General features: G+C 72.6%; 22 protein-coding genes. 17 read left to right on the top strand and 5 right to left on the bottom strand.

From position 1 onward, the window contains the following. Positions 1-30: 30 nt before the first annotated feature. The 3 genes from ACIGO8_RS26915 to ACIGO8_RS26925 are packed head-to-tail and all read left to right on the top strand — an operon-like array spanning position 31 to position 2332. Positions 31-390: a histidine triad nucleotide-binding protein gene (locus ACIGO8_RS26915; protein ID WP_399735741.1), complete on the top strand. Its 360-nt coding sequence runs from the start codon at positions 31-33 to the stop codon at positions 388-390. Between the two features lie 3 nt (positions 391-393). Next, complete coding sequence (locus tag ACIGO8_RS26920) at positions 394-1296, top strand: ribonuclease Z (protein ID WP_399735744.1); 903 nt, start codon at positions 394-396, stop codon at positions 1294-1296. Between the two features lie 10 nt (positions 1297-1306). Continuing rightward, positions 1307-2332 carry an adenosine deaminase gene (locus ACIGO8_RS26925; RefSeq protein WP_399735746.1) on the top strand — a complete coding sequence of 342 codons (1026 nt, stop codon included), beginning with the start codon at positions 1307-1309 and terminating at the stop codon, positions 2330-2332. 26 nt (positions 2333-2358) lie between these two features. Here the strand turns inward: ACIGO8_RS26925 and ACIGO8_RS26930 are convergent, their stop codons facing one another. Continuing rightward, positions 2359-3693, bottom strand: coding sequence for an MFS transporter (locus ACIGO8_RS26930; protein ID WP_399735748.1), 1335 nt, complete (start codon positions 3691-3693; stop codon positions 2359-2361). Between the two features lie 149 nt (positions 3694-3842). Here ACIGO8_RS26930 and ACIGO8_RS26935 point away from each other — a divergent pair, with 149 nt between their 5' ends. From ACIGO8_RS26935 to ACIGO8_RS26955, 5 genes are all read left to right on the top strand, one after another. After that, positions 3843-5081, top strand: coding sequence for a carbohydrate kinase family protein (locus ACIGO8_RS26935; RefSeq protein WP_399735750.1), 1239 nt, complete (start codon positions 3843-3845; stop codon positions 5079-5081). Positions 5082-5247: 166 nt separating this feature from the next. After that, complete coding sequence (locus ACIGO8_RS26940) at positions 5248-6285, top strand: PhoH family protein (protein ID WP_399735752.1); 1038 nt, start codon at positions 5248-5250, stop codon at positions 6283-6285. Between the two features lie 12 nt (positions 6286-6297). Next, complete coding sequence (ybeY, locus tag ACIGO8_RS26945; RefSeq protein WP_399735755.1) at positions 6298-6795, top strand: rRNA maturation RNase YbeY; 498 nt, start codon at positions 6298-6300, stop codon at positions 6793-6795. Between the two features lie 10 nt (positions 6796-6805). Continuing rightward, on the top strand, positions 6806-8110 hold the full coding sequence (locus ACIGO8_RS26950) for a hemolysin family protein (RefSeq protein WP_399735757.1): 1305 nt from the start codon (positions 6806-6808) through the stop codon (positions 8108-8110). Next, a complete protein-coding gene (locus tag ACIGO8_RS26955) occupies positions 8107-8460 on the top strand; it encodes an MmcQ/YjbR family DNA-binding protein (RefSeq protein ID WP_399735760.1) in 354 nt (117 codons plus the stop codon). Before ACIGO8_RS26950 ends, ACIGO8_RS26955 begins: the two co-directional genes overlap by 4 nt. 23 nt (positions 8461-8483) lie before the next feature. On the opposite strand, the gene ACIGO8_RS26960 is transcribed toward ACIGO8_RS26955, so the two are convergent. Further along, the gene (locus ACIGO8_RS26960) at positions 8484-9983 is read right to left on the bottom strand and encodes an MFS transporter (RefSeq protein ID WP_399735762.1); all 1500 of its coding nucleotides are present in this window, start codon (positions 9981-9983) and stop codon (positions 8484-8486) included. Between the two features lie 156 nt (positions 9984-10139). On the opposite strand from ACIGO8_RS26960, the gene ACIGO8_RS26965 reads away from it, so the two are divergent. The 7 genes from ACIGO8_RS26965 (at position 10140) to era (ending at position 16609) form a co-directional block, all read left to right on the top strand. After that, positions 10140-10961: a helix-turn-helix transcriptional regulator gene (locus ACIGO8_RS26965; RefSeq protein WP_399735847.1), complete on the top strand. Its 822-nt coding sequence runs from the start codon at positions 10140-10142 to the stop codon at positions 10959-10961. A gap of 267 nt (positions 10962-11228) precedes the next feature. Further along, a complete protein-coding gene (locus tag ACIGO8_RS26970) occupies positions 11229-11960 on the top strand; it encodes a hypothetical protein (protein ID WP_399735765.1) in 732 nt (243 codons plus the stop codon). A 42-nt stretch (positions 11961-12002) separates the two neighbouring features. After that, a complete protein-coding gene (locus tag ACIGO8_RS26975; protein WP_399735768.1) occupies positions 12003-12365 on the top strand; it encodes a cytidine deaminase in 363 nt (120 codons plus the stop codon). 237 nt (positions 12366-12602) lie between these two features. After that, the gene (locus ACIGO8_RS26980; protein WP_399735770.1) at positions 12603-13082 is read left to right on the top strand and encodes a hypothetical protein; all 480 of its coding nucleotides are present in this window, start codon (positions 12603-12605) and stop codon (positions 13080-13082) included. A 190-nt stretch (positions 13083-13272) separates the two neighbouring features. Further along, positions 13273-14619, top strand: a complete 1347-nt coding sequence (locus tag ACIGO8_RS26985; RefSeq protein WP_399735771.1) for a beta-xylosidase — start codon at positions 13273-13275, stop codon at positions 14617-14619. Between the two features lie 26 nt (positions 14620-14645). Then, positions 14646-15629 carry a WxL protein peptidoglycan domain-containing protein gene (locus ACIGO8_RS26990; RefSeq protein ID WP_399735774.1) on the top strand — a complete coding sequence of 328 codons (984 nt, stop codon included), beginning with the start codon at positions 14646-14648 and terminating at the stop codon, positions 15627-15629. A 38-nt stretch (positions 15630-15667) separates the two neighbouring features. After that, positions 15668-16609, top strand: a complete 942-nt coding sequence (era, locus tag ACIGO8_RS26995) for a GTPase Era (RefSeq protein ID WP_399735776.1) — start codon at positions 15668-15670, stop codon at positions 16607-16609. 71 nt (positions 16610-16680) lie between these two features. On the opposite strand, the gene ACIGO8_RS27000 is transcribed toward era, so the two are convergent. The 3 genes from ACIGO8_RS27000 to ACIGO8_RS27010 form a co-directional block, all read right to left on the bottom strand. Beyond that, positions 16681-18558, bottom strand: coding sequence for an exo-alpha-sialidase (locus ACIGO8_RS27000; protein ID WP_399735779.1), 1878 nt, complete (start codon positions 18556-18558; stop codon positions 16681-16683). A 161-nt stretch (positions 18559-18719) separates the two neighbouring features. Then, positions 18720-18983 (bottom strand): protealysin inhibitor emfourin, encoded by a 264-nt coding sequence (locus ACIGO8_RS27005; protein WP_399735782.1) that lies wholly within the window; start codon positions 18981-18983, stop codon positions 18720-18722. A 27-nt stretch (positions 18984-19010) separates the two neighbouring features. Beyond that, on the bottom strand, positions 19011-20096 hold the full coding sequence (locus tag ACIGO8_RS27010) for a M4 family metallopeptidase (protein ID WP_399735784.1): 1086 nt from the start codon (positions 20094-20096) through the stop codon (positions 19011-19013). Between the two features lie 294 nt (positions 20097-20390). Between ACIGO8_RS27010 and leuA the strand changes: the two genes are divergently transcribed. After that, positions 20391-22166, top strand: coding sequence for a 2-isopropylmalate synthase (gene leuA / locus ACIGO8_RS27015; protein WP_399735787.1), 1776 nt, complete (start codon positions 20391-20393; stop codon positions 22164-22166). 228 nt (positions 22167-22394) lie between these two features. Next, positions 22395-23675, top strand: coding sequence for a choice-of-anchor A family protein (locus ACIGO8_RS27020; RefSeq protein ID WP_399735790.1), 1281 nt, complete (start codon positions 22395-22397; stop codon positions 23673-23675). Positions 23676-23765: the final 90 nt, after the last annotated feature.

Consider the following 23765-nt stretch of genomic DNA (forward strand, 5'->3'; position numbering starts at 1 on the left):
ATCACCGACGGAGGCGAGGAGGCCCGGGCCATGGCCGGAGAGCCGCAGAGCGACTGCCTGTTCTGCAAGATCGCGGAGGGGGAGGTCCCGGCGACGATCGTGCGCGAGACGGAGACGACGGTCGCCTTCCGCGACATCAACCCGCAGGCGCCGAGCCACGTCCTGGTCATCCCGCGCGTGCACTACCCGGACGCCGCCTCGCTGGCCGCCGCCGCGCCGACCGTCGCCGCCGACGTGCTGCGCGAGGCGGGCGAGGTCGCCGAGCAGGAGAAGATCGACGGCTCCGGCTTCCGGATCGTCTTCAACACCGGCGCCGGCGCCGGGCAGACCGTCTTCCACGCCCACGCGCACGTCCTGGGCGGCCGCGGCCTCAACTGGCCGCCCGGATAAGCCGTGTCCGTACGCGAACTGGTCGTCCTCGGGACGGCCAGCCAGGTCCCGACCCGGCACCGCAACCACAACGGCTATCTGCTGCGCTGGGACGGGCAGGGCATCCTCTTCGACCCGGGCGAGGGCACCCAGCGGCAGATGCTCAGGGCCGGCGTCGCGGCGCACGACCTGAACCGGATCTGCGTCACGCACTTCCACGGCGACCACTCGCTCGGCCTGGCCGGGGTGATCCAGCGGATCAACCTCGACCAGGTCCCGCACCCGGTCACCGCGCACTACCCGGCCGACGGGCAGCGCTTCTTCGAGCGGCTGCGGTACGCGACGGCCTACCGCGAGACGGTGCGGCTCACCGAGGCGCCGGTCTCGGCCGACGGGCCGCTCGCGGTCACCGAGTCGTACACGCTGGAGGCCTGCCGGCTGTCCCATCCCGTGGAGTCGTACGGCTACCGCCTCGTCGAGCCGGACGGGCGCCGCATCCTGCCCGAGCGGCTCGCGGCGCTCGGCATCAAGGGCCCCGACGTGGGCCGGATCCAGCGCGAGGGCGTGCTGGACGGCGTCACGCTGGACCAGGTGAGCGAGGTGCGGCGCGGGCAGCGGTTCGCGTTCGTGATGGACACCCGGCTGTGCGACGGCGTGCACGCGCTCGCGGAGGGCGCGGACATGCTCGTCATCGAGTCCACCTTCCTCGACGAGGACGTCCGGCTGGCCACCGACCACGGACACCTGACGGCCGGTCAGGCGGCATCGGTGGCGCGGCAGGCGGGCGTGCGGCACCTGGTGCTGACGCACTTCTCGCAGCGCTACTCCGAGCCGGAGGAGTTCGAGCGGCAGGCGCGGGCGGCCGGGTTCGAGGGGGAGCTGAGCATTGCCCAGGACCTGATGAGGGTCCCCGTACCGAAGAGATAGACGCACCACCATGCCCCTTCCGAAGGCCGAACTCCACCTCCACATCGAAGGCACCCTCGAACCCGAGCTGGCCTTCGCGCTCGCCGCGCGCAACGGCGTGACGCTGCCCTACGGGGACACGGACGCGCTGCGGGAGGCGTACCGGTTCAGCGACCTGCAGTCCTTCCTCGACCTGTACTACGGCCTGATGGCGGTCCTGCGCACCGCCGAGGACTTCACCGAACTCGCCGACGCCTATCTGGCGCGGGCGGCGGAGCAGGGCGTGCGGCACGCCGAGATCTTCTTCGACCCGCAGGCGCACGCGGCGCGCGGCGTGCCGATGGGCGTGGTGGTGGAGGGCCTCGGCGCGGCCCTCGACCGCGCCGAGGAGCGCCACGGCGTCTCCACCCGGCTCATCATGTGCTTCCTGCGCGACGAGTCGGCCGAGTCGGCGTGGGCGACGCTGGAGGCGGCGAAGCCGTACCTGGACCGGATCACGGGCGTCGGGCTGGACTCGGCGGAGGTCGGGCACCCGCCGGCGAAGTTCCGCGCGGTGTACGAGGAGGCCGCGCGGCTCGGTCTGCGGCGGGTCGCGCACGCGGGCGAGGAGGGCCCGGCGGAGTACGTGCGCGAGGCGCTCGACGTCCTGGGCGTGGAGCGGATCGACCACGGGCTGCGCTGCCTGGAGGATCCCGGGCTCGTCGAGCGGCTGGTTCACGACCGGGTCCCGCTGACCCTGTGCCCGCTGTCCAACGTCCGCCTGCGGGCGGTCGACGTCCTCGAGGCGCACCCGCTGCCCACGATGCTCGCGGCGGGCCTCGTCGCGACGGTCAACTCCGACGACCCGGCGTACTTCGGCGGCTACGTCGGCGACAACTTCGACGCGGTCCGCGCGGAGCTCGGCCTCACGCCGGAGGACCTGCGCACCCTCGCCCGGAACTCCTTCCTGGCCTCGTTCCTGGAGGACGACGAACCGCGCCGGGAGCGGTACCTGGCGGAGGTCGAGGCGTACACCTTCCCCGACCCGACGCAGCCGACGCAGCCGACGCAGACGTAAGCGCCGAAGCCGAAGCCGAAGCCCCGCTAGTCGCGGCCGTCCGGGCGGGCCAGGCGGAAGGCGGACCTCGTCGCGCGGGCCGGCCGCGCGGCGACGGCGATCTCGGCGACCTGCTGTTCCGGGGCGCCCATCTGGGGCACCTGGGGCGGCGTCGCGGACGCCGTGCCGGCCAGCACGGCGGTGGGCGCGCCGCCGCGGCGGCGCACGGAGCCCGGGACGAGCGGACGCCCGGAGGTGTGGTGGGCGACGGCGGTCATGGGCAGGGCGGTCAGGAGCAGCAGCGCGCACAGGGCCACGCCCATGCCGGGATAGCCGGCCGCCTCGGACAGGAGGCTGCCGGTGACCGGGCCGCAGGCCACGCCGAGGGACGAGGCGGAGCCGACCAGGACGGCCCAGCGGCCGCGCGGGTCGAGGGAGGCGGCGAGGCCGAGGAGGTACGAGAGGACGACGGGGTACAGCGCGTTCCACAGGATCTCGCCGGCCGCGAAGGAGGCCGGGCCCCGGGCGGCCGAGCTGAGCAGCACGCAGCCGGCGATCAGGGCCGTGCCCGCGCCGACGGGCACCGCGCGGCCGAGCCGTGAGCCCAGCGCCCCGGCCGCGGTGACGCCCACCAGGCCGGCGCCGAGCGCCGCGGCGAAGACCATGCCGAGGGCCACCTCGGACAGTCCCGCCTGGGTCAGGCCGATGCGGCCGCTCACGCCCCACAGCGCGTTCTGGGCCATCGACCAGAGCAGGACGGCGCCCGCGAGGACCGCGCCGGATCCGCGGTGGGGCGCCGGCCCCGCCACGGACGGGGCGTCGCGGACGGACCGGCCGGCGGCCGGCAGCCAGGCCGTCACCGGCCACACCAGCACCGCCGCGGCCGCGATCGCCGCGAACGGCAGCGCGTGCCCGCCGCCCAGGTGCGGCAGCGTCAGATAGAGCGCGCCCGCCGCCGCGGAGACCGACAGCAGGCCCAGGGTGGAGGTGCGCTGCGGGTCCGGGCGGCCCGCGATGCCGGCCGCGGCGACCGCCGTCGACGTGCCGGAGCCGAAGCCGCCGACCACCGCGCCGAGCACGACCGGCGCGACCGAGTCCGTCGCCGCCGCCGTGCCGTAGCCGAGCACCATGGCGAGCAGGCCGAGCCGCGCCGCCCGGCGCGGGCCGACGCGGTCGACGCGGGCGGCGAGCGTGAAGCCCGCGCAGGCCGAGCCGAGCAGCAGGATCGAGCCGACCAGACCGGCCTGGGCGGGGCCGAGACCGAGGCCGGCGGACAGCCGGCCGACGACGGTCGGCAGCAGATACGGGGCGAGGTAACCGGCCGTGAACAGGGCGACGAGCGCGGTGGGCGCTCCCAGGGCACGCGGGTGGCGCGACGGCATGGGCGTTCCAGGAACTGAACGGAGAAATGAGACGGCGCCCGGTGGGCCACGGGATCGCGGCACCATGTGTATCAAGCATCCGAGTGGGCGGAGAAGGCGGTATCCCCCGATTCGGTCTGTGATGTGGGTCACGATCGGTTTGGGGCAGGATGAGCCGGGTAAGAGGGTGCGATCTCATCGCGTGCCACCTCCGTCACCCCGTCCTCTTCGGGCACACTGTCTGGATCGGCACCCTCAGCACCCGTGCCGACCCACCCGACGACGCACCACCGACCGGGGAGCCTGCCGTGACCGAACGCGACACCGACGTCGACCCGCTGGTGCGCCTGCGCGAACCCACCGACCCCGGTTGCGACGTCTTCCTCACCGGCACAGTCTTCCTCGACATCATCTTCACCGGCCTCGACAGCGCGCCCGTGCGCGGCACCGAGTCCTGGGCCCGCGGCATGGGATCCAGCCCCGGCGGCGTCGCGAACATGGCCACCGCCCTCGCCCGGCTCGGCCTGCGCACCTCGCTGGCCGCCGCCTTCGGCGACGACCACTACGGCGAGTACTGCTGGGACGCCCTGGAGCAGGGTGAGGGCATCGACCTGTCGCTGTCCAGGACCGTCCCCGGCTGGCACTCGCCCGTCACCGTCTCCATGGCCTACGAGGGCGAGCGGACCATGGTCTCCCACGGCCACGCCGCCCCGACCGTCGACGGCACCCTGCCCGCCTGTCCGCCGCGCGCCCGCGCCGCCGTCGCCTCCCTCGTGCCCGGCCGCAGCGAGGAGTGGGTGTCCCGGGCCGCCCGGGACGGCGCCAAGGTCTTCGCCGACGTCGGCTGGGACGACACCGGCCGCTGGGACCTGGCGGGACTGACCGACCTGGAGCACTGCGAGGCCTTCCTGCCCAACGCCGCCGAGGCGATGCGCTACACCCGCACCGACTGCCCGCGCGCCGCCGCCCACGCCCTCGCCGACAAGGTGCGCTACGCCGTCGTCACGCTCGGCGCCGAGGGCGCCTACGCCGTGGACGGCGCCACCGGCGAGACCGCCGAGGTGCCCGCCATCCAGGTCGCCGCCCTCGACCCGACCGGCGCCGGCGACGTCTTCGTGGCCGGGTTCGTCACCGGCACCCTGGCCGGCTGGCCGCTCGCCGACCGGCTCGCCTTCGCCGGGCTGACCGCCGCCCTGTCCGTGCAGGAGTTCGGCGGCTCGCTCTCCGCGCCGACCTGGGGCGAGATCGCGGCCTGGTGGCAGCACGTGCAGGGCCACGAGGGCCAGGACCCGGCGGCCCTGCGCGACCGCTACGCCTTCCTGGAGCGGCTGCTGCCCGCCCCGGACCGGCCCTGGCCGCTGCGCCGAGCGGTCCCGACCATCGGCTTCCGGCGGGCCGCGGCCTCCTGACGCCCCGCCCGCGGCCCCGGCGCGGCGCCCGGCCGTGACCGGCCGCCCCCACTCCGTAAAAACCGTTCAGGGATGTCCGAGCCGAGTCGTAGGCTTGGTACCCGAGAGGTTGTCGAGCAGCGAGAACCCTGCAACGGGAGGTATGTGCAGGCCACAGTGCCGGCCCATGACTCAGACACCCACAGACCGTGCCCCCGCGCCGGGGCAGGCGCGCGCACAGTTCACCGTCCCCGCGAAGCATCCGATGGTGATGATGCTGGGTTCCGGCGACTCCCTCCTGCGCGTCATAGAGAAGGCGTTCCCGGCGACGGACATCCACGTCCGGGGAAACGAGATCAGCGCGGTGGGCGACGCGAGGGAAGTCGCCCTGATCCAGCGCCTGTTCGACGAGATGATGCTGGTGCTCCGCACCGGACAGCCGATGACGGAGGATGCCGTGGAACGTTCGATCGCCATGCTGCGTGAGGAGAACGGAGAAGCGGCGGTCGAGACGCCCTCCGAGGTGCTCACCCAGAACATCCTCTCCAGCCGCGGTCGCACCATCCGCCCCAAGACGCTCAACCAGAAGCGCTACGTCGACGCCATCGACAAGCACACGATCGTCTTCGGCATCGGCCCCGCCGGCACCGGCAAGACGTATCTGGCCATGGCCAAGGCGGTCCAGGCCCTGCAGTCCAAGCAGGTCACCCGGATCATCCTGACCCGGCCGGCCGTCGAGGCGGGCGAGCGCCTGGGCTTCCTGCCCGGCACGCTCTACGAGAAGATCGACCCGTATCTGCGGCCGCTGTACGACGCGCTGCACGACATGCTCGACCCCGACTCCATCCCCAAGCTGATGGCGAACGGGACGATCGAGGTCGCGCCGCTGGCGTACATGCGCGGCCGGACGCTCAACGACGCGTTCATCATCCTCGACGAGGCGCAGAACACGAATCCCGAGCAGATGAAGATGTTCCTCACCCGCCTCGGCTTCGACTCGAAGATCGTCATCACCGGTGACATCACCCAGGTCGACCTGCCCGGCGGCACCAAGAGCGGTCTGCGCCAGGTGCGGGACATCCTCGACGGGGTCCCCGACGTGCACTTCTCCGCGCTCACGTCGCAGGATGTCGTACGGCACAAGCTCGTCGGCCGTATCGTCGACGCGTACGAGCAGTACGACAGCCGCAACGGCGGCCGTCAGGAAAGCCGCAACGGGAAGTAGAAGCAACCGCACATGTCGATCGACGTCAACAACGAGTCCGGCACCGAGGTCGACGAGCAGGCGATCCTCGACATCGCCCGCTACGCGCTCGCGCGCATGCGTATCCACCCGCTCTCCGAGCTCTCGGTGATCGTGGTGGACGCGGAGGCGATGGAGCAGCTCCACATCCAGTGGATGGACCTGCCCGGCCCCACCGACGTCATGTCCTTCCCGATGGACGAGCTGCGCCCGCCGGCCAAGGACGACGAGGAGCCCCCGCAGGGGCTCCTCGGCGACATCGTGCTCTGCCCCGAGGTCGCCAAGAAGCAGGGCGAGGACGCCCCGACGCGGCACTCCATGGACGAGGAGCTCCAGCTCCTCACCGTCCACGGCGTGCTGCACCTGCTGGGTTACGACCACGAGGAGCCGGACGAGAAGGCCGAGATGTTCGGCCTCCAGGCGGCCATCGTGGACGGCTGGCGCGCGGAGAAGGGCCTGACCGGCCCGTCGCCCGCGCCGACCGTCTCCTGAGCGGGCGGCCATGAGTGCTCAGTTGATCCTGGGCGCGGTCGCCCTGGTCGTCGTGGCCTGGCTCGCCGCCTGCGCCGAGGCCGGCATCGCCCGCGTCTCCAGTTTCCGCGCCGCCGAGGCCGTACGGTCGGGGCGGCGCGGCGCGGAGCGGCTGACGCAGGTCGCCTCCGACCCCACCCGCTACCTCAACGTGGCGCTGCTCGTCCGCGTCGCCTGCGAGATGGCGGCCGGCGCCCTCGTCACGTACGCCTGCCTGGAGGAGTTCCCGGAGACCTGGCAGGCGCTGCTCGTCGCGATCGCCGTGATGGTGCTGGTGTCGTACGTCGCCGTCGGCGTCTCACCGCGCACCATCGGCCGCCAGCACCCGCTGAACACGGCGACCGCCGCCGCGTACGTGCTGCTCCCGCTGGCCCGGATCATGGGCCCGATCCCGCAGCTGCTCATCCTCATCGGCAATGCGGTCACGCCCGGCAAGGGCTTCCGCAAGGGCCCCTTCGCCTCCGAGGCCGAGCTGCGGGCGATGGTCGACCTCGCCGAGCAGGAGTCGCTGATCGAGGACGACGAGCGCCGCATGGTGCACTCGGTCTTCGAGCTCGGCGACACCCTGGTGCGCGAGGTGATGGTGCCGCGCACCGACCTCGTCTGCATCGAGCGCTACAAGACCGTCCGCCAGGCCCTCACCCTCGCGCTGCGCTCCGGTTTCTCCCGCATCCCGGTGACCGGCGAGAACGAGGACGACATCGTCGGCATCGTGTATCTGAAGGACCTGGTCCGCAAGACGCACATCAACCGGGACGCGGAGGCGGACCTGGTGTCCACGGCCATGCGCCCGGCGGCGTTCGTGCCCGACACCAAGAACGCGGGCGATCTGCTGCGCGAGATGCAGCAGGAGCGCAACCACGTCGCCGTCGTCATCGACGAGTACGGCGGCACGGCCGGCATCGTCACCATCGAGGACATCCTCGAGGAGATCGTCGGCGAGATCACCGACGAGTACGACCGGGAGCTGCCGCCCGTCGAGGAGCTCGGCGAGGACCGCTACCGGGTCACCGCCCGCCTCGACATCGGCGACCTCGGCGAGCTCTACGGCTTCGGCCAGGACGAGTACGACGACGAGGACGTGGAGACCGTCGGCGGACTGCTCGCCAAGGCCCTCGGCCGGGTGCCGATCGCCGGCGCGAACGCCGTCGTGGAGCTGCCCGACCGCCGCACGCTGCGGCTGACCGCCGAGTCGCCGGCCGGCCGCCGCAACAAGATCGTGACCGTGCTCGTCGAACCGCTCGCCAAGGCCGGCGAGGAGGAGGCGGAGGCGTGACGCCCGACCAGCTGCGCGCGTTCTGCCTGGACTTCAACGACGCGACCGAGGAGTTCCCGTTCGGCGCGGACGTCTCGGTCTTCAAGGTGGCCGGGAAGATGTTCGCGCTGTCGTGGCTGGACGCCGAACCGCTCACCGTCAACCTCAAGTGCGATCCGGAGGACGCCGTACGGCTCCGCGAGGAGTATCCGGCGATCGCTCCCGGCTATCACATGAACAAGCGGCACTGGAACACCGTGAGCGTGGCCGGGCTCCCGGACCGGATGGTCCGGGAGCTGATCGAGGACTCCTACGACCTCGTCGTCGCCGGTCTGCCGAAGGCGGTACGGCTCCGCCTCGACCGCCCCTAGGAAGTGGCTCGCCCCGGGCGGGCTCACTTCGCGGCGCGCCGCAGTCCCACGGCGACCAGGGCCGCGGTCACCAGCACGATCACCGCGTCCAGGCCGATGACGGTGCGGACACCGGAGAACAGGTCCTGGCTCGTGGTGGCGAGCACACCGAGCATCGGGATGCCGACGGTGAGGCCGACCTGCTGGGTCGTGGTGACCAGGCCCGTCGCCAGGCCCTGCTCCTCGTCCGGGACGCCGGAGGTGACGGTCACGCCGTACGAGATGATCGCGGCCAGGTGGAACATGGACGCCAGCGTCACCAGGACCGTCGCCACGACCGCGCCCGACTCCTGTCCGATGCCGAGCAGCCCGGCCGTGAGCAGGCCCTGGCCGGCGAGGCCCACCACCAGCGTGCGGCGGGCGCCGAGCCGGCCGATCACCCTCGGGGTGACCATGCCGGCGAGGACCGAGAACAGGCCCTGGACACCGAAGACGACGCCGGAGGCGAAGGCCGACAGGCCCAGCGTCTCCTGCAGGTAGAGCGTCAGCACGAACACGATGGTCGACATCATCGAGAAGGTGACCAGACCGCCGATGTTGCCGAAGGCGACGGTGCGGCGGCGCAGCACCGGCAGCGAGACCAGCGGCGCCGGGTGCCGGGACTCGACGACGGCGAACACCGCGAGCAGCAGCACGCCCGCCACCAGGGTGACCAGGACGTCCGCGCCGCCGAAGCCGTGCTCGGCGGCCGTGGACAGGGCGTAGATCAGGGACAGCAGACCGCCGGTGACGGTCACCGCGCCGGGCACGTCGAGCCGCGGCCGCTCCGGGGTGCGGGACTCGGGCAGCAGACCGGGCGCGAGCGGCAGCACCACCAGCGTGAAGACGGCGAGCAGGGCCATCGTGGAGCGCCAGCCGAGGGTGTCGGTCATGACACCGCCGAGGACCATGCCGATGGTGAAGCCGAGGGACATCAGCGTGCCGGAGATGCCGAGCGCGCGCTCCCGCAGCGGACCTTCGGGGAAGACGGTGGTCAGCAGCGCCATGCCGGTGGGCACGATCGCCGCCGCGCCGAGGCCCTGCAGGGCGCGGCCGGCGAGGAAGGCGCCGGGGCTCCAGGCGAGGGTGGCGAGCAGGGAGGCGGCGCCGAAGAGCGTGAGGCCGGCCAGGAACAGCTTCTTGCGGCCGAACAGGTCGCCGATGCGGCCGAAGAGGAGCAGGAAGCCGCCGGACGGCAGGGCGAAGGCGGTGACCGCCCACTGCAGGGCGGCCGGGTCGAAGCCGAGGTCGGCGCCGAGGACGGGCAGGGCCACGTTCAGGACGGAGAAGTCGAGGGCGACCATGAACTGGGCGGCGCACAGCACGAACAGCACGAGCCGGGCGCGGCCGGTGAGCGCGGCGTCCGGCACCGGGTGCGCGGCGGCCGGGCCGGCCGCCGCCGGCGCGGGAGCGGAAGCGGAGGCGGCGGACGCGGCGGACGCGGCGGGAGGCGTGGAGGGCGTCGAGGGCGTCGGGTCGGAGGGGCGAGAGGTCACTGTTGCCATGCCCACGACTCTCGCGGCCCGGGAACAATGCTGGGGAGCGGGAACTTATCCTGTTGGTCGCACCACCAGGCATCCGGGGGAGGATCACACGTGGCCACCGCACTGGAGAGCGCCGACGGCAAGGCCCACCGTCTGGCCGAGCTGCGCGAGTTCCTGATGAGCCGGCGGGCCCGGGTGAGCCCCGCCGAGGCCGGACTGCCGGACGGCGGCGCCCGGCGCCGCACGCCCGGGCTGCGCCGCGAGGAGGTCGCCGTCCTCGCCGGTGTCGGAGTGTCCTGGTACCAGTGGCTGGAGCAGGGCCGGGACATCACGGTCTCGCCGCAGGTCCTCGACTCGGTGGCGCGGGTGCTGCGGCTCAGCCCGACCGAGCGCCGCCACCTCTACGTGCTGGCCGCGCTCAACCCGCCGGCGCCGGAGCTCGCGCCGGAGGACCGGGACATGTGCCACGGCCTGCGGCGGCTGATCGACACCTGGATGCCGTTCCCCGCGCACATCATGGACCAGTACTGGAACACCGTGATGTACAACGACGCGGCGGCGATCGTGCTCGGCATGCGGCCGGAGATCGTGCAGAACTGCCTGATCGCGTTCTTCACGGACCCGCTGTACCGCACCTACTCCCAGCGCTGGGAGGAGCTGGCGCCGAAGGTCGTCGCGCAGTTCCGGGCGGCGTGCTCGGAGTGCCCGGACGACGAGGGCTTCCGGGCGGTGGTCGAGGAGGCCAAGGCCGCGAGCGAGGAGTTCGCGGAGCTGTGGGAGCGGCGGGACATCCTGCCGGGCGGCCAGAACCGCAAGGAGATGGAGCACCCGCTGGTGGGCCGGCTGCACGTCGAGGCGACCCAGCTGCGGGTCCCGGCGCGCCCTGACCTGGTGATCGTGCTGCACACGCCGCTCCCGGAGGCGGACACGGCGGCGAAGCTGGAGTGGCTGGTGTCGCCGGAGGGCCGGCGCGGGGCGATGTACCCGGTGGCGGGCTGACCGGAGCCGGCGGACCGGCGCGCGGCGGCGCGTCCGTGGCGGGCCGGCCGGAGCCGAAGGGCCGGCGCGCGGCGGCGCCTCCGTGGCGGGCCGGCCGGAGCCGGAGGAGCGCCCCATGGCGGGCCGGCCGGAGCCGGGCCGGCGGCGCCGGATGTCGGGGGCCGTTCGCCCGGGTGTCACCCGCGGCGGCTATTCTCCTGGCCGACCGGCCTCCGCTCGTACGGCCGTTCGTCTCCCCGTACCCTCACTTCAAGGGCTTGTGCACTCATGCGTACGCGTATCTCCCGCGGCCTGGCCGCCGCCCTCGCCGTCTCGGCGCTCTCGCTGACCGCCGCCTGCAACGGCTCGGACGACCCCGCGAAGGACGGCGCCGACAAGCCGTCCGCCGGCGCGACCGGCACCGCCTCGGCGGCGCCCACGTCCAAGGCGCCCGCCACGCCGCTGACGGCCGCGCAGATGAAGGCCGCCGCCATGGAGCTGAAGGACCTGCCGGCGGGCTGGAAGGTCGCCAAGACGGACGACGACAACACCAACTACAAGGCCGACAAGGCCGAGTGCCAGCCGCTCGCCGCGGTCATGAGCGCCGACGTCGAGGGCTCGACCCTGGGCGCCAGCGCCGACTTCGTCCTCGGCAGGCAGCAGTCCGAGCTGAGCGAGGAGGTCGTGACCTTCTCCGGTACGGGTGCGGCCGACTACACCAAGAAGCTCGCCACGGCCCTGGACGCCTGCACCGACTTCACCGTCGACGTGGAGGGCCAGAAGACGAAGTTCTCGGTGCGCAAGCTCACCGCGCCGCAGGGCGCCGAGGAGGTCCTCGCCTTCGGCCTCACGATGGAGGTCGCGCCCGGCATCAAGATCGAGCCGAACCTCGTCGTCGGCCGTCAGGGCGCCGGCGTGTTCCGCATGGTGCACCTCGCGGACACCACGTCGACCAAGAAGGACTTCGACTCCTTCGCCAAGCTGGCCACGGAGAAGTTCGCCAAGGCCGCCCAGGGCTGAGCCCACCGCCCGGCCCGCTCCGGCCCGACCTATCCTCGGATCATGACACTCAACCGCGAGCACGACGACCTCGGCGCCGAGGACCTCAAGATCATCACGCTGGCGCGCAGCGCCCGCGCCCGCAACGGGGTGCCGGAGGGCGCGGCGGTGCGCGACGAGACCGGGCGGACGTACGTCGCCGGGACCGTGGCCCTCGAGTCGCTCAAGCTGAGCGCGCTGCAGACCGCGGTCGCCATGGCCGTCGCCAGCGGCGCCCAGTCGCTGGAGGCCGCGGCCGTCGTCTCCACCGCCGAGGCCGCGTCCGACGCGGACCGCGCGGCGGTACGGGACCTGGGCGGGCCGCAGACCCCGGTGCTGCTCGCGGGTCCGGACGGGCAGCTGCGGGCGGCGGTCACCGCGGGCTGAACGCGGACGCCGTACGGGGCCGGATCCCGGCACCGTACGAGCGGAGGCCCGGCGCGAACGCAAGGCGCCGGGCCTTCGTGGTACCGCTCCCGCACGGGCCTTGTGCTCTTGTGAAGAATGCGCATCAATAGCTGCGAACGGCCCGACGGGCCGTCAGGTCTCCGCCGTTCTCGCGGAGTCTCCTCGACGCAGTGCCCGCACCCCTGCGTTCGTCAACGGAAGGGGTACGACCTCGCCATGAGAACCAGAAGCAGCTTAGGGCTCGCCGCGATGCTCTCCGGCGCGCTCGCCGCCACGGCGCTCGTCTTCGCTCCGGGCGCCGCGGCCGTCTCGCCCGGCACGGCCACCGCCACGTACGACTGCGGGTCCTGGGGCGGCGGCGGTGCCACCCTCACCGCCACGCAGAGCGGCACCGCCGCGACCGTCACCCTCACCTCGGCCGTCAAGACGCCCATCGCGGTGGGCGCCGACCAGATCAACGCCACGCTGACGCTGGCCAGGGCCGGCGGCGGCACCCGGGTCTTCTCCGGCAAGAAGAACCCGGCGCTCGCCGCGAACCAGTCCGTGACCATCGGCCCGCTCAGTGGGACCGTCGCCTCCGGCGACAGCCTCAACTCCTACTTCGCGGGCACGGCGCTGAAGATGGTGATCTTCGGGGTCACGGTGAACTGCGACGCGCTCACCTCGCAGTCGCCCGGCCCGTTCGTGTTCAGCTGAGCTCCTTCCGCACGGCCGGCCGGTACCGCCGAGGGCGGTACCGGCCTCTGCTGTGACCTGCGCGAATCCGGCAAGTGCGCCGATCTTGACAGCATCTGATGGGTCATCAGTCGATGGGTTTCGACGCCATTGACTTCTCTCGGCCCGCAGCCGTCAATGGCGCCCTCTCATCCCTCAGGAGGGGGCCCACATGGCACTCGAACGAAGCCGCGCGGCGGCCCGAAGACGGCGACGCTGGACCGCCGTCCTCGGCGCCACCGCGCTCGCGGTCACTGCCGGCGGAGCGCTCGCCGCCCCGGCCGGCGCGCTCACCGCCGCCTCCACGCCCGTGGAGTTCGCCACCCACTGCGTGCCGCCGCCCATCGCCGGCATCCCGCCGATCGACGGCACCACCACCGCCCAGATCACCGTCGACAACGCCGTGCCCAAGGTCGGCGACACGGTCACCGTCACCTACACGGTCACCAAGCCCGCCGCCTCCAACCCGGTCGACCTCGCCCTCCCGGCCGACATCATGACGCCGAGCGGCAAGGTCACCCTCGGCGGCGCCCAGTCCGGCGCCGTCACCGTCACCGGCGAGAAGAAGAACCCGCCCGTCCCCGGCAAGGGCACCTTCCCGCCCTTCTCGATGAAGGGCACCTTCACGGTGACCGCGCCCGGCGCGATCACCCTCTCGCCCGGCGACTACAACATCCACACCAGCTACCTCATGGAGCTGGACACGCCCTGCACCGTCACCCACCCGCCCGCGCCCGTCTCCGAGACGGTCACCGCCGCCGCCCAGCCCGGCGCCAACGAGCGGGCCCTGCAGCTCGACAACGCCTCCGGCGCGCCCGGCGTCCGCGTCACCGTCACCGGCACCAAGTTCACCCCGCTCACCGAGGTCACCGTCGTCGGCCGGGCCGGAGCCGCCGAGACCGCCGACAAGATGACCGTCACGACCGACAGCGAGGGCGGCTTCGCCGCGCGCCTGAAGGTCAACGACAAGGCGACCACCGGAATCGTGGCGTACGAGGGCGCCGCCTGGGACGCCGACAAGGGCGCGGGCCCCGTCGCGTACCAGGTCGTCGACGACACCCCGGCCCCGCCGAACAGCCAGAAGATCACCGCCTCGGTCAAGGCGGGCGCCCTGTCGATGACCCAGGCCGGCGACGCCGTCCAGCTCTCGGCCGTCGACTTCGGCCAGGGCGGCGCGGCCACCGGATCCCTGCGGACGGTGACGGTCAAGGACTTCCGCGGCGGCCCCGCCGGCTGGTCCCTGACCGGCAAGGTCACCGACTTCACCGGCCCCGGCGGCGCCATCGGAGCCGGCCGGCTCAGCTGGACCCCGGCCTGCACCACCAAGGCCGGCAGCCCCAGCACCTGCGTCCCCGGCAGCGCGGGACCGGTCGGCAGCGGCGGCGCGACCCTCGCCTCCACGCCCAACGGCACCCTCACCGGTGGCGAGTTCACCGTCGACGCGGGTCTCTCCCTCGACGTCCCGGCCTTCACCGCGCCGGGCTCGTACGCGGGCGTGCTCACGCTGACGCTGTCCTGACCGAGACGACGAAGGGGTCCGCACCCGTGCGCCAGCCGTACGCCCTCCTCCGACCCGTCCGACACGTCCTCGGCCTCCTGTGCGCCGTGCTGCTGCTCGGTGCGCAGGGGGCCGGGGCGCCCACCGCCTCCGCCGCCGAGAACGGCGAGTGGGCCGTCTATCCGGCCGCCGCCGGCCTCGGCAACCGCCCGTACTTCTACCTCTCCGCCGACCCGGGCACCACCGTCACCGACCGGGTCACCGTCACCAACAAGTCGGCCGCCCCGCTCACCTTCCTCCTCTACGGCGCCGACGCCTACAACACCGAACGCGACGGCGGCTTCGCCGTCCGCACCCGGCAGGAGAAGCAGACCGGCGCCGGCGCCTGGATCCGGCCCGCCCGGGACCGGGTCACCGTCCCGCCGCGCTCCGCCGTCACCGTGCCCTACACCCTCACCGTGCCCGCCGACGCCGAACCCGGCGACCACCCCGGCGCGCTCGTCGCCCTCGACGAGCGCGTCGCCCGCGGCACCGGCGGCGCCGTCGCGCTCGGCGTGCAGCGCGCGGTCGGCGCCCGCGTGTACCTGCGGGTCGGCGGCCCCACCGTGCCCGCCCTCTCCGTCGAGGACGTCACCCTCGAACAGCACCGGCCGCTGGTCCCCGGCGCCGGCACCAGCAGCGCCGTCGTCTCGTACACCCTCCACAACCGCGGCAACGTCACCCTCAGCCCCAAGGTCGCCCTGGAGGCCCGTGGCCTCTTCGGCCGCACACTGCTCTCCCGCGACCTCGACCGGCTGCCCGCCGAGCTGCTGCCCCGGCAGAAGATCCGCCTCACCGCGCGGTGGACGGGCTCGCCGCAGTTCGACCGCGGTGAAGTGGTCCTGACGGCCACCGCCAAGGACGTCCGCGAGTCCGGCCGGGTCTCCTTCCTGGCCCTGCCCTGGCTGCCGCTCGCGGTGCTGCTCACCGGCGCCGCCGGAGGCGCCGGCGCCCTGTGGATCCGCCGCCGCCGGGCCGCGAACGCGCACTGAGTACGTGAGGCGGGCGCTCATCGGCGACAATGGCCCCCATGAGCGTTCGCACTGATGAGAACACCGCCCCCCACCGGGCCGGCTTCGCCTGCTTCGTCGGCCGCCCCAACGCGGGCAAGTCCACCCTCACGAACGCTCTCGTCGGTCAGAAGGTGGCGATCACCTCCAACCGGCCGCAGACGACGCGGCACACCGTCCGCGGCATCGTGCACCGCCCCGACGCCCAGCTGATCCTGGTCGACACCCCGGGCCTCCACAAGCCGCGCACCCTGCTCGGCGAGCGCCTCAACGACGTCGTGCGCACCACCTGGGCCGAGGTCGACGTGATCGGCTTCTGCCTGCCCGCCGACCAGAAGCTCGGCCCCGGCGACCGCTTCATCGCCAAGGAACTCGCCGAGATCAGGAAGACCCCGAAGGTCGCGATCGTCACCAAGACCGACCTCGTCGACTCCAAGACGCTCGCCGAGCAGCTCATCGCCATCGACCAGCTCGGCAAGGAGCTGGGCATCGAGTGGGCCCAGATCGTGCCCGTCTCCGCCGTCGGCAACAAGCAGGTCCAGCTCGTCGCCGACCTGCTCATCCCGCTCCTGCCGGAGTCCCCGCCGCTCTACCCGGAGGGCGACCTCACCGACGAGCCCGAGATGGTCATGGTCGCCGAGCTGATCCGCGAGGCCGCGCTCGAAGGCGTACGCGACGAGCTGCCGCACTCCATCGCGGTGGTCGTGGAGGAGATGCTGCCGCGCGAGAACCGCCCGGCGGACCGGCCGCTGCTCGACATCCACGCCAACGTGTACATCGAGCGGCCCAGCCAGAAGGGCATCATCATCGGCCCCAAGGGCAAGCGCCTGAAGGAGGTCGGGATGAAGTCCCGCAAGCACATCGAGGCGCTGCTCGGGACCCCGGTCTTCCTCGACCTGCACGTGAAGGTCGCGAAGGACTGGCAGCGGGACCCCAAGCAGCTGCGCAAGCTCGGCTTCTAGGCGCTCCGGGCCCGGCGCTTCTGCGCCGGGCCCGGGCCGCCGGTCCAGTCCATGCGGCCGGGCCCGGGTCCCTAGTTCCAGAGGCTGGAGAAGCCCAGCCGGAGGCGTTCGGCCGTGGCGTCGACGTTCTGGCTGTTGCCCGCGGACGTCGCCTCGGCGGGCGTCAGCGCCCGGGCGAAGAGGCGGATCTCGTCGAGCGCCCCGGTGAAGCGGTCCGCGCCGTCGGGCCGCGTGCCGACCCGCAGGACGGGAGGCCCGGCGGGCGTGATCGCACCGCTCGCGTTCCGGCCGGCGGCCGACACGGCCGTCACACCGTCCACGGAGAGCCGCAGCTGCTGGCCTTCCCGGGTGAGGACCACGAGGTGCCACGCCGGGTCGTTGAACGCGCCGGGCACCGCGACGTCCACCGCGTCGGCCGTGCCGGTGTCCACCAGCGCGTGGATCCGGCCCTTGCCCTGGTCGGCGCCCGGCTCCGCGCGCAGCCAGAACTGCGGCTCGTCCGGTCCCTGGCCGTACGCCCACAGGATCGTGTGGGAGCCGCTCGTCGCGCCGTAGCGGAACCAGGCGGTCACGGTGAAGTCGGACGCGCCGACCGCCAGGTCGGACGAGCAGGTCGTGGTCTCCAGGTAGTCGTCCACGCCGTCGAAGGCCAGGGCCTTGCCGGCGCCTCGGGTGGCGGGGACCGGGCCGCCGCGCACGGCGGGGTGGTCGCGGTAGAGGCCGGCGGTGTCGGTGGTGCGCCGCTCGCGCACGACCGTCTCCTCGTTCTTCAGCTGGGCGTCGTCGAAGGTCGTGAAGCGGACGTAGCCGTGCGGTGTCTTCGTGGCCCATTCGTAGACCATGCCGACCTTGTCGGGCGACAGGGCCGCCAGGTCGGAGTAGCCGGAGAGCCCGGGCACGATGCGCGTTCCCCTGCCGGACCAGGTGCCGCCGCCGTCGGTGGTGGACCGGATGGTGAGGTCCTGGCGGTCCAGCACGGTGCCGCCCGAGCGGTTGGACGCGGAGAAGAGGATGCGGTCGTGCAGCCGCAGCAGGGAGCCGAAGACCGGCGGCGCGTCGAGATCGGTGACGGCCTTGAACGCGGTGGTGAAGCTGTCGCCGCCGTCGGTCGACTCGGCCGCGAGCCGCCGCTCGTTGTAGCCGCAGGAGTTCTTGTCCCGCGCGTTGAAGTAGAGCGAGCCGTCGGCCCGCTCGACGACGGCGATCTCGTTGGGCGCCTGCGGGAGCGGCTCGCCGGGCGCGGCGACGAGGGACTCGTCGGTGGTCCCGGTCATGCGCCAGGTCCGGCCGCCGTCGTCGCTGACGTACAGCTGGGCGCCGCCGCGGGTCTTGCCCTGGTTCTGGTGGTCGCCGGTGACGACGAGCCGGCCGGCGTGCGCGCCCTGGGCGAGCTGGATGCCGTGGCCGGGGCCGACGGAGGTCCAGCCCCAGTCGGCCGGCTTGGTGCCGACGGCCCGGTCCGCGGTCCAGGTCGAGCCGTTGTCGTCGCTGTTGACGACGCGCACGCTGCGCTTGACGCGGTCGTGGACCGGGGAGGTGGCGTAGACGAGCGAGATCCGGCCGCTGGCGCGGTCGACGACGGGGGAGGGGTTGCCGTTGGCGAGCGTGTCGTTCGTGCCGACGACGACGACGGTCTCCTCCGCCGGCCAGGTGGCACCGCCGTCGTGGGATCGCTTCATGACGATGTCGATGTGCGTGTCGTCGGAGCAGTCGTCCTTGCGTCCCTCGGCGAAGACGAGGAGGTCGCCGTTGGCGGCCTTGATCACCGACGGGATGCGGAAGCAGGCATAGCCCTCGTCGAGGCCGAACGGCTGCGACTCGTAGACCTTGATGGGCGCGGGTTCGTCCGCGGCGCCGGCCGGGGAGGCCACGGCGGGGACGAGACCGCAGGCCGTCGCGAGGGCGAGTGCCCCCGCGGTGGTCGCGCGGCTTAAGCGTGGTGAGAACACGGGATCCTTCGTGGGCTACGTTGATGATCTTGCTGACGCGAAGGACTCTAAGAGCGGGTTGAACTAAGTACAAGCCGTTTCCGAACGTGGTTCACATGATGGACACGGTTAAAGGCGCCGACCGCCCGCGAGGGCCGTCGGCGCCTTGAGTGCGCCGTGCGTTACGCGCCTTCCTTCAGGACCCGCTGGACCAGGGCCCGCTGGGCCTCGGTGAGATGCGGGTCGCGGCAGTGGACCGTGCGGCCGTCGACCGTGATCTCGTACGAGAAGCCGTCCGGCACGCCCGCTCCCGTGCCGTCGCCGTCGGCGAGGACCGCCGACGCCAGGGAGTGCCACTCGCCGGCGTCCGGCCGGCCCGCGGTGTCCACCTCCGCCGACCGCCCGATCCCCGCGAAACCGCCCGTGCGCCGCACCCGAATCCGCATACGCCCTGTCTATCAGGAGCGGCGGACTCAGGAGGTCGCTACGCCGACGACCGACCAGGCCTTCAGAACGGCCTCGACCTCGTCGCCGCCCTCGCCGAACAGCTTCTTGGCCGAGGCCACCGTGGCCCGCGCGAACTCGGAGAAGCGGGTCTCCTCGGTCAGCGTGCCGCCCGTCATCACGTCGTACCAGATCCGCCCGGCCCGCTCCCACGCCGAGCCGCCGAGCTCGGTGGCCAGGACGTAGAAGGCGTGGTTCGGGATGCCCGAGTTGATGTGGACGCCGCCGTTGTCGGAGCTGGTGCGGACGTAGTCGTCCATCGTCGCGGGCTGCGGGTCCTTGCCGAGCACGTCGTCGTCGTACGCCGTGCCCGGGGCCTTCATGGAGCGCAGCGCCGTGCCCCGGTCCACGGCCGGCCCGAGCAGACCGGCACCGATGAGCCAGTCGGCCTGCTCCGCGGTCTGCCCGAGCGCGTACTGCTTGACCAGCGAGCCGAAGACGTCGGAGACGGACTCGTTGAGCGCGCCGGGCTGGCCGTAGTAGGCGAGGTTCGCGGTGTGCTGGGTGAAGCCGTGGGTCAGCTCGTGGCCGATGACGTCGACCGGGATCGTGAAGTCGAGGAACAGCTCGCCGTCGCCGTCGCCGAACACCATCTGCTCGCCGTTCCAGAAGGCGTTGTCGTACTTCTCGTCGTAGTGGACCGTCGCCAGGAGCGGCATCCCGGCCCCGTCGATCGAGCGGCGGCCGAAGCCCTTGAGGAAGAGCTCGAAGGTGGCGCCGAGGCCGGCGTAGGCGCGGTTGACGGTGGCGTCCTGGCCGGCCGGATCGCCCTCGCCGCGCACCCGCACGCCCGGCAGCGCGGTGCCGTGGCGGGCGTCGTACAGCGTGCGCCGCGGGCTGTCGGAGTCCGCGCCGGCCGCGCCGGCCGCGCCCGCCGCGGGCGCCTCGGCGCGGGCGGTGCGCTGGGCCGCGTCCACCGCGAGGGTGCGCCGTGCGGCCTCGGCGTGTGCCGGGTTCCCCGACTCGGCCAGCCGCTCCAGGATGTGCGGCGGGACGATCGAGCAGAAGACGGAGGAGGCGGAGGAAGAGGCGGAGGCAGACGTGTGGGGAGTCATGACGGCAATGTGGCACTGTGTGGTGCCGCTGTCACGACCTGCGACCATGATTGCCGAAATGGAGTGATGGGTCACGTTTCGGGCTTGACGCGGAGGCCGTCCCGCATACTGAAACGGGACGTCCGCCTCCGCCGGGCCTGGGCTATGGTGACGCACATCATGCGTTTCGGGCTGCTTCTCCTTAGCTGCCGCGGCGAGGGCCTGTAGTCGTAGGCCGACCCCCTCCCCGCGGGTTTCGGTGTTGCGTTCGACAGTCGGCCGTCCCCCCCGCAGGACCCCGAGGAGCCCTACGCAATGTCCCAGCACCAGTCGCAGTCTCCGTTCGTCGACCGTCCGACGCCCGTCACCAACGCGACCCACGCGCAGAAGCCGTCCGGAATGCCCGTCCACAAGTACGGGCAGTACGAGGCCGTCGACATCCCCGACCGCACCTGGCCCGAGCGGCGCATCACCAAGGCCCCCCGCTGGCTGTCCACGGACCTGCGCGACGGCAACCAGGCCCTGATCGACCCGATGAGCCCGGCCCGCAAGCGCGAGATGTTCGACCTGCTCGTACGCATGGGCTACAAGGAGATCGAGGTCGGCTTCCCGTCCTCCGGCGAGACCGACTTCGCCTTCGTGCGCTCCATCATCGAAGAGGGCGCCATCCCGGACGACGTCACCATCTCCGTCCTGACCCAGGCCCGCGAGGACCTGATCGAGCGGACCGTGGAGTCGCTGAAGGGCGCCAGGCGCGCCACCGTGCACCTGTACAACGCGACCGCGCCCACCTTCCGCCGGGTCGTCTTCCGCGGCTCGAAGGAGGACATCAAGCAGATCGCGGTCGACGGCACCCGCCTGGTGATGGAGTACGCCGAGAAGCTGCTGGGCCCGGAGACGACCTTCGGCTACCAGTACAGCCCGGAGATCTTCACCGACACCGAGCTGGACTTCGCCCTGGAGGTCTGCGAGGCGGTCTGTGACGTCTGGCAGCCCGGCCCGGGCCGCGAGATCATCCTCAACCTGCCCGCCACCGTGGAGCGTTCGACGCCGTCCACGCACGCGGACCGCTTCGAGTGGATGTCCCGCAACCTGACCCGCCGCGAGTACGTCTGTCTGTCCGTCCACCCGCACAACGACCGCGGTACGGCGGTGGCGGCGGCCGAGCTGGCGATCATGGCCGGCGCGGACCGCATCGAGGGCTGCCTGTTCGGGCAGGGCGAGCGCACCGGCAACGTCGACCTGGTGACCCTGGGCATGAACCTGTTCAGCCAGGGCGTCGACCCGCAGATCGACTTCTCGCAGATCGACGAGATCCGCCGGACCTCCGAGTACTGCAACCAGATGGAGGTCCACCCGCGCCACCCGTACGCCGGCGACCTCGTCTACACCGCCTTCTCCGGCTCCCACCAGGACGCCATCAAGAAGGGCTTCGACGCCATGGAGGCGGACGCCGCCGCCCAGGGCAAGACCGTCGACGAGATCGAGTGGGCCGTTCCGTACCTGCCGATCGACCCGAAGGACGTCGGCCGCTCCTACGAGGCCGTCATCCGGGTCAACTCGCAGTCCGGCAAGGGCGGCATCGCCTACGTCCTGAAGAACGACCACAAGCTGGACCTGCCGCGCCGCATGCAGATCGAGTTCTCGCGGATCATCCAGGCGAAGACCGACGCCGAGGGCGGCGAGGTCACGCCGAAGGAGATCTGGTCCGTCTTCCAGGACGAGTACCTGCCCAACCCGGACAACCCGTGGGGCCGCATCCAGCTGCGCTCGGGCCAGTCCACCTCCGACACCGACGGCACCGACACGCTGAAGGTCGAGGCGGTCGTCGACGGCGTCGAGACCGTCCTGACCGGCTCCGGCAACGGTCCGATCTCCGCCTTCTTCGCCGCCCTGCAGGCGATCGGCGTGGACGCCCGCCTGCTGGACTACCAGGAGCACACGATGAGCGAGGGCGCCTCCGCGCAGGCCGCCTCCTACATCGAGTGCGCCATCGACGGCAAGGTGCTGTGGGGCATCGGCATCGACGCCAACACCACCCGCGCCTCCCTGAAGGCGGTCGTCTCGGCGGTCAACCGCTCCGCGCGCTGACGCCCCTTCCCACGGTGCCCCGCATCCCTTCCAAGGGATGCGGGGCACCGTCGCGTGTGGCGTGCGTCACGGTTTCAGGTTCGCTTAAGGAAGATTGTTCGGCCATGCCGGAATCGGCGTCATATCAGCTGAGTTGACGCCACATCAGCGACTGGCGGAAGGTCGGCTCGTCCGCTCGGACACCCTCCCCGGAAGACCCCCTCCCCGCACTCCCGACCTGGAGCTCGCATGCGCACGCCCGCCGCCGTGGCCGCCGTTCTCGCGGTGACCGGTGCCGCCCTGACCTGGGCCCCCGCCGCCTCCGCCACCACCGCGTGCGCGCCGCATCCGCTCGGCACCGCCGGCCGCTACGCCGAGTTCGTCGAGAAGGACTCCGTGCGCCACTCCGACTCCGAAGGCGCGGTCGCCGTCGGCGGCGACGCCACCTTCGGCAGCCCCGAGCAGCGCTCCGGCTTCTCCGTCGGCAGCCGGCTCACCTCCGCCGACCTCGCCGCGCTGCCCGGCGGCCACAGCCTCGTCGTCGGCGGCACCCTCTACGCGAACCAGGTCGTCCTCGACAAGGGCACCGGCGTCGCGGGCAAGGTCGTCGACCGCTCCACCCAGGGCGCCGGCTTCGGCGTCGACGGCGACAAGGTCAAGGAGGGCCCCTCGCCCGTCGACTTCGGCAAGGAGTTCACCGCCCTGCGCGCCCTGTCCACCGGCTGGGCGGGCGTCACGCCGAACGGCACCGTGGCCGGCTCGGGCGACGGCCTGTTCCTCACCGGCACGGACCGGCGGCTCAACGTCTTCGCCGTCGCCGCCGCCGACCTGGAGAAGGCCCGCGCGATCACCCTGAAGGTCCCGGCCGGCGCCTCGACCCTGGTCAACGTGCTCGGCGCCGCGTACGACATGAACGCCTCCGGCACCTACGGCGTCTACTACCAGGGCGCGAGCGGCGCTCCCGTCATCGACGACTACGACCTGCCCGGCGACGAGCTCCGGCAGATCCGCGCCGGGCTGCTGTGGAACTTCCCGCAGGCCCGCAGCGTGAAGAAGAACCACACCTCCTGGCCCGGCACGATCCTGGCGCCGAACGCCACCGTCGAGATGGGCGGCAAGGGCGTGGGCCCCGGCCACGTCAACGGCTCCGTGATCGCCGAGAAGCTGCTCACCGTGCCCGGCGCCGAGACCCACCAGATGAACTTCTCCGGCTGCCTGCCGAAGCCGGCCACGCCCGGCCCGGTCGTCACCCCGGAGCAGCCGAAGCCGACCGAGACCCCGGTCCCCACGGCCTCGACGCCCACCGGCACCGCCGCCCCGAAGCCCTCCTCCCCGGCCACTTCCGCTCCGGCCCCGTCCGAGTCCTCCTCGGGAGCGGCGCCCGCGCCCGCGCCGTCGTCCACCCCGGAGGGTGATCTCGCCACGACCGGTTCGTCCCTCGGACCTGGCGCGATGGGCGTCGCCGGAGCGGCCGTCCTCGTCGGCGGCGGCTTCCTGGCCTTCGCGAAGCTGCGCAAGCGCGCGTCCTGAGGCCCGCCGGGGCGCGGCGGGTCTCGGCCATCTCCGTGGCGTTCTGCTGACGAGGTGCTGACGCCACATCATCGATGTGGCTAACATCAC

This window comes from Streptomyces sp. NPDC053493 (assembly GCF_044544825.1).
GTDB lineage: Bacteria > Actinomycetota > Actinomycetes > Streptomycetales > Streptomycetaceae > Streptomyces.

Coding starts and splice junctions, on each gene's coding strand:
- ACIGO8_RS26915 (WP_399735741.1), top strand. CDS start 31: ATGGCCGGAGAGCCGCAGAGCGACTGCCTGTTCTGCAAGATCGCGGAG.
- ACIGO8_RS26925 (WP_399735746.1), top strand. CDS start 1,307: ATGCCCCTTCCGAAGGCCGAACTCCACCTCCACATCGAAGGCACCCTC.
- ACIGO8_RS26930 (WP_399735748.1), bottom strand. CDS start 3,693: ATGCCGTCGCGCCACCCGCGTGCCCTGGGAGCGCCCACCGCGCTCGTC.
- ACIGO8_RS26935 (WP_399735750.1), top strand. CDS start 3,843: ATGAGCCGGGTAAGAGGGTGCGATCTCATCGCGTGCCACCTCCGTCAC.
- ACIGO8_RS26940 (WP_399735752.1), top strand. CDS start 5,248: ATGACTCAGACACCCACAGACCGTGCCCCCGCGCCGGGGCAGGCGCGC.
- ybeY (WP_399735755.1), top strand. CDS start 6,298: ATGTCGATCGACGTCAACAACGAGTCCGGCACCGAGGTCGACGAGCAG.
- ACIGO8_RS26950 (WP_399735757.1), top strand. CDS start 6,806: ATGAGTGCTCAGTTGATCCTGGGCGCGGTCGCCCTGGTCGTCGTGGCC.
- ACIGO8_RS26960 (WP_399735762.1), bottom strand. CDS start 9,983: ATGGCAACAGTGACCTCTCGCCCCTCCGACCCGACGCCCTCGACGCCC.
- ACIGO8_RS26965 (WP_399735847.1), top strand. CDS start 10,140: ATGAGCCGGCGGGCCCGGGTGAGCCCCGCCGAGGCCGGACTGCCGGAC.
- ACIGO8_RS26970 (WP_399735765.1), top strand. CDS start 11,229: ATGCGTACGCGTATCTCCCGCGGCCTGGCCGCCGCCCTCGCCGTCTCG.
- ACIGO8_RS26975 (WP_399735768.1), top strand. CDS start 12,003: ATGACACTCAACCGCGAGCACGACGACCTCGGCGCCGAGGACCTCAAG.
- ACIGO8_RS26980 (WP_399735770.1), top strand. CDS start 12,603: ATGAGAACCAGAAGCAGCTTAGGGCTCGCCGCGATGCTCTCCGGCGCG.
- ACIGO8_RS26985 (WP_399735771.1), top strand. CDS start 13,273: ATGGCACTCGAACGAAGCCGCGCGGCGGCCCGAAGACGGCGACGCTGG.
- era (WP_399735776.1), top strand. CDS start 15,668: ATGAGCGTTCGCACTGATGAGAACACCGCCCCCCACCGGGCCGGCTTC.
- ACIGO8_RS27005 (WP_399735782.1), bottom strand. CDS start 18,983: ATGCGGATTCGGGTGCGGCGCACGGGCGGTTTCGCGGGGATCGGGCGG.
- ACIGO8_RS27010 (WP_399735784.1), bottom strand. CDS start 20,096: ATGACTCCCCACACGTCTGCCTCCGCCTCTTCCTCCGCCTCCTCCGTC.
- leuA (WP_399735787.1), top strand. CDS start 20,391: ATGTCCCAGCACCAGTCGCAGTCTCCGTTCGTCGACCGTCCGACGCCC.
- ACIGO8_RS27020 (WP_399735790.1), top strand. CDS start 22,395: ATGCGCACGCCCGCCGCCGTGGCCGCCGTTCTCGCGGTGACCGGTGCC.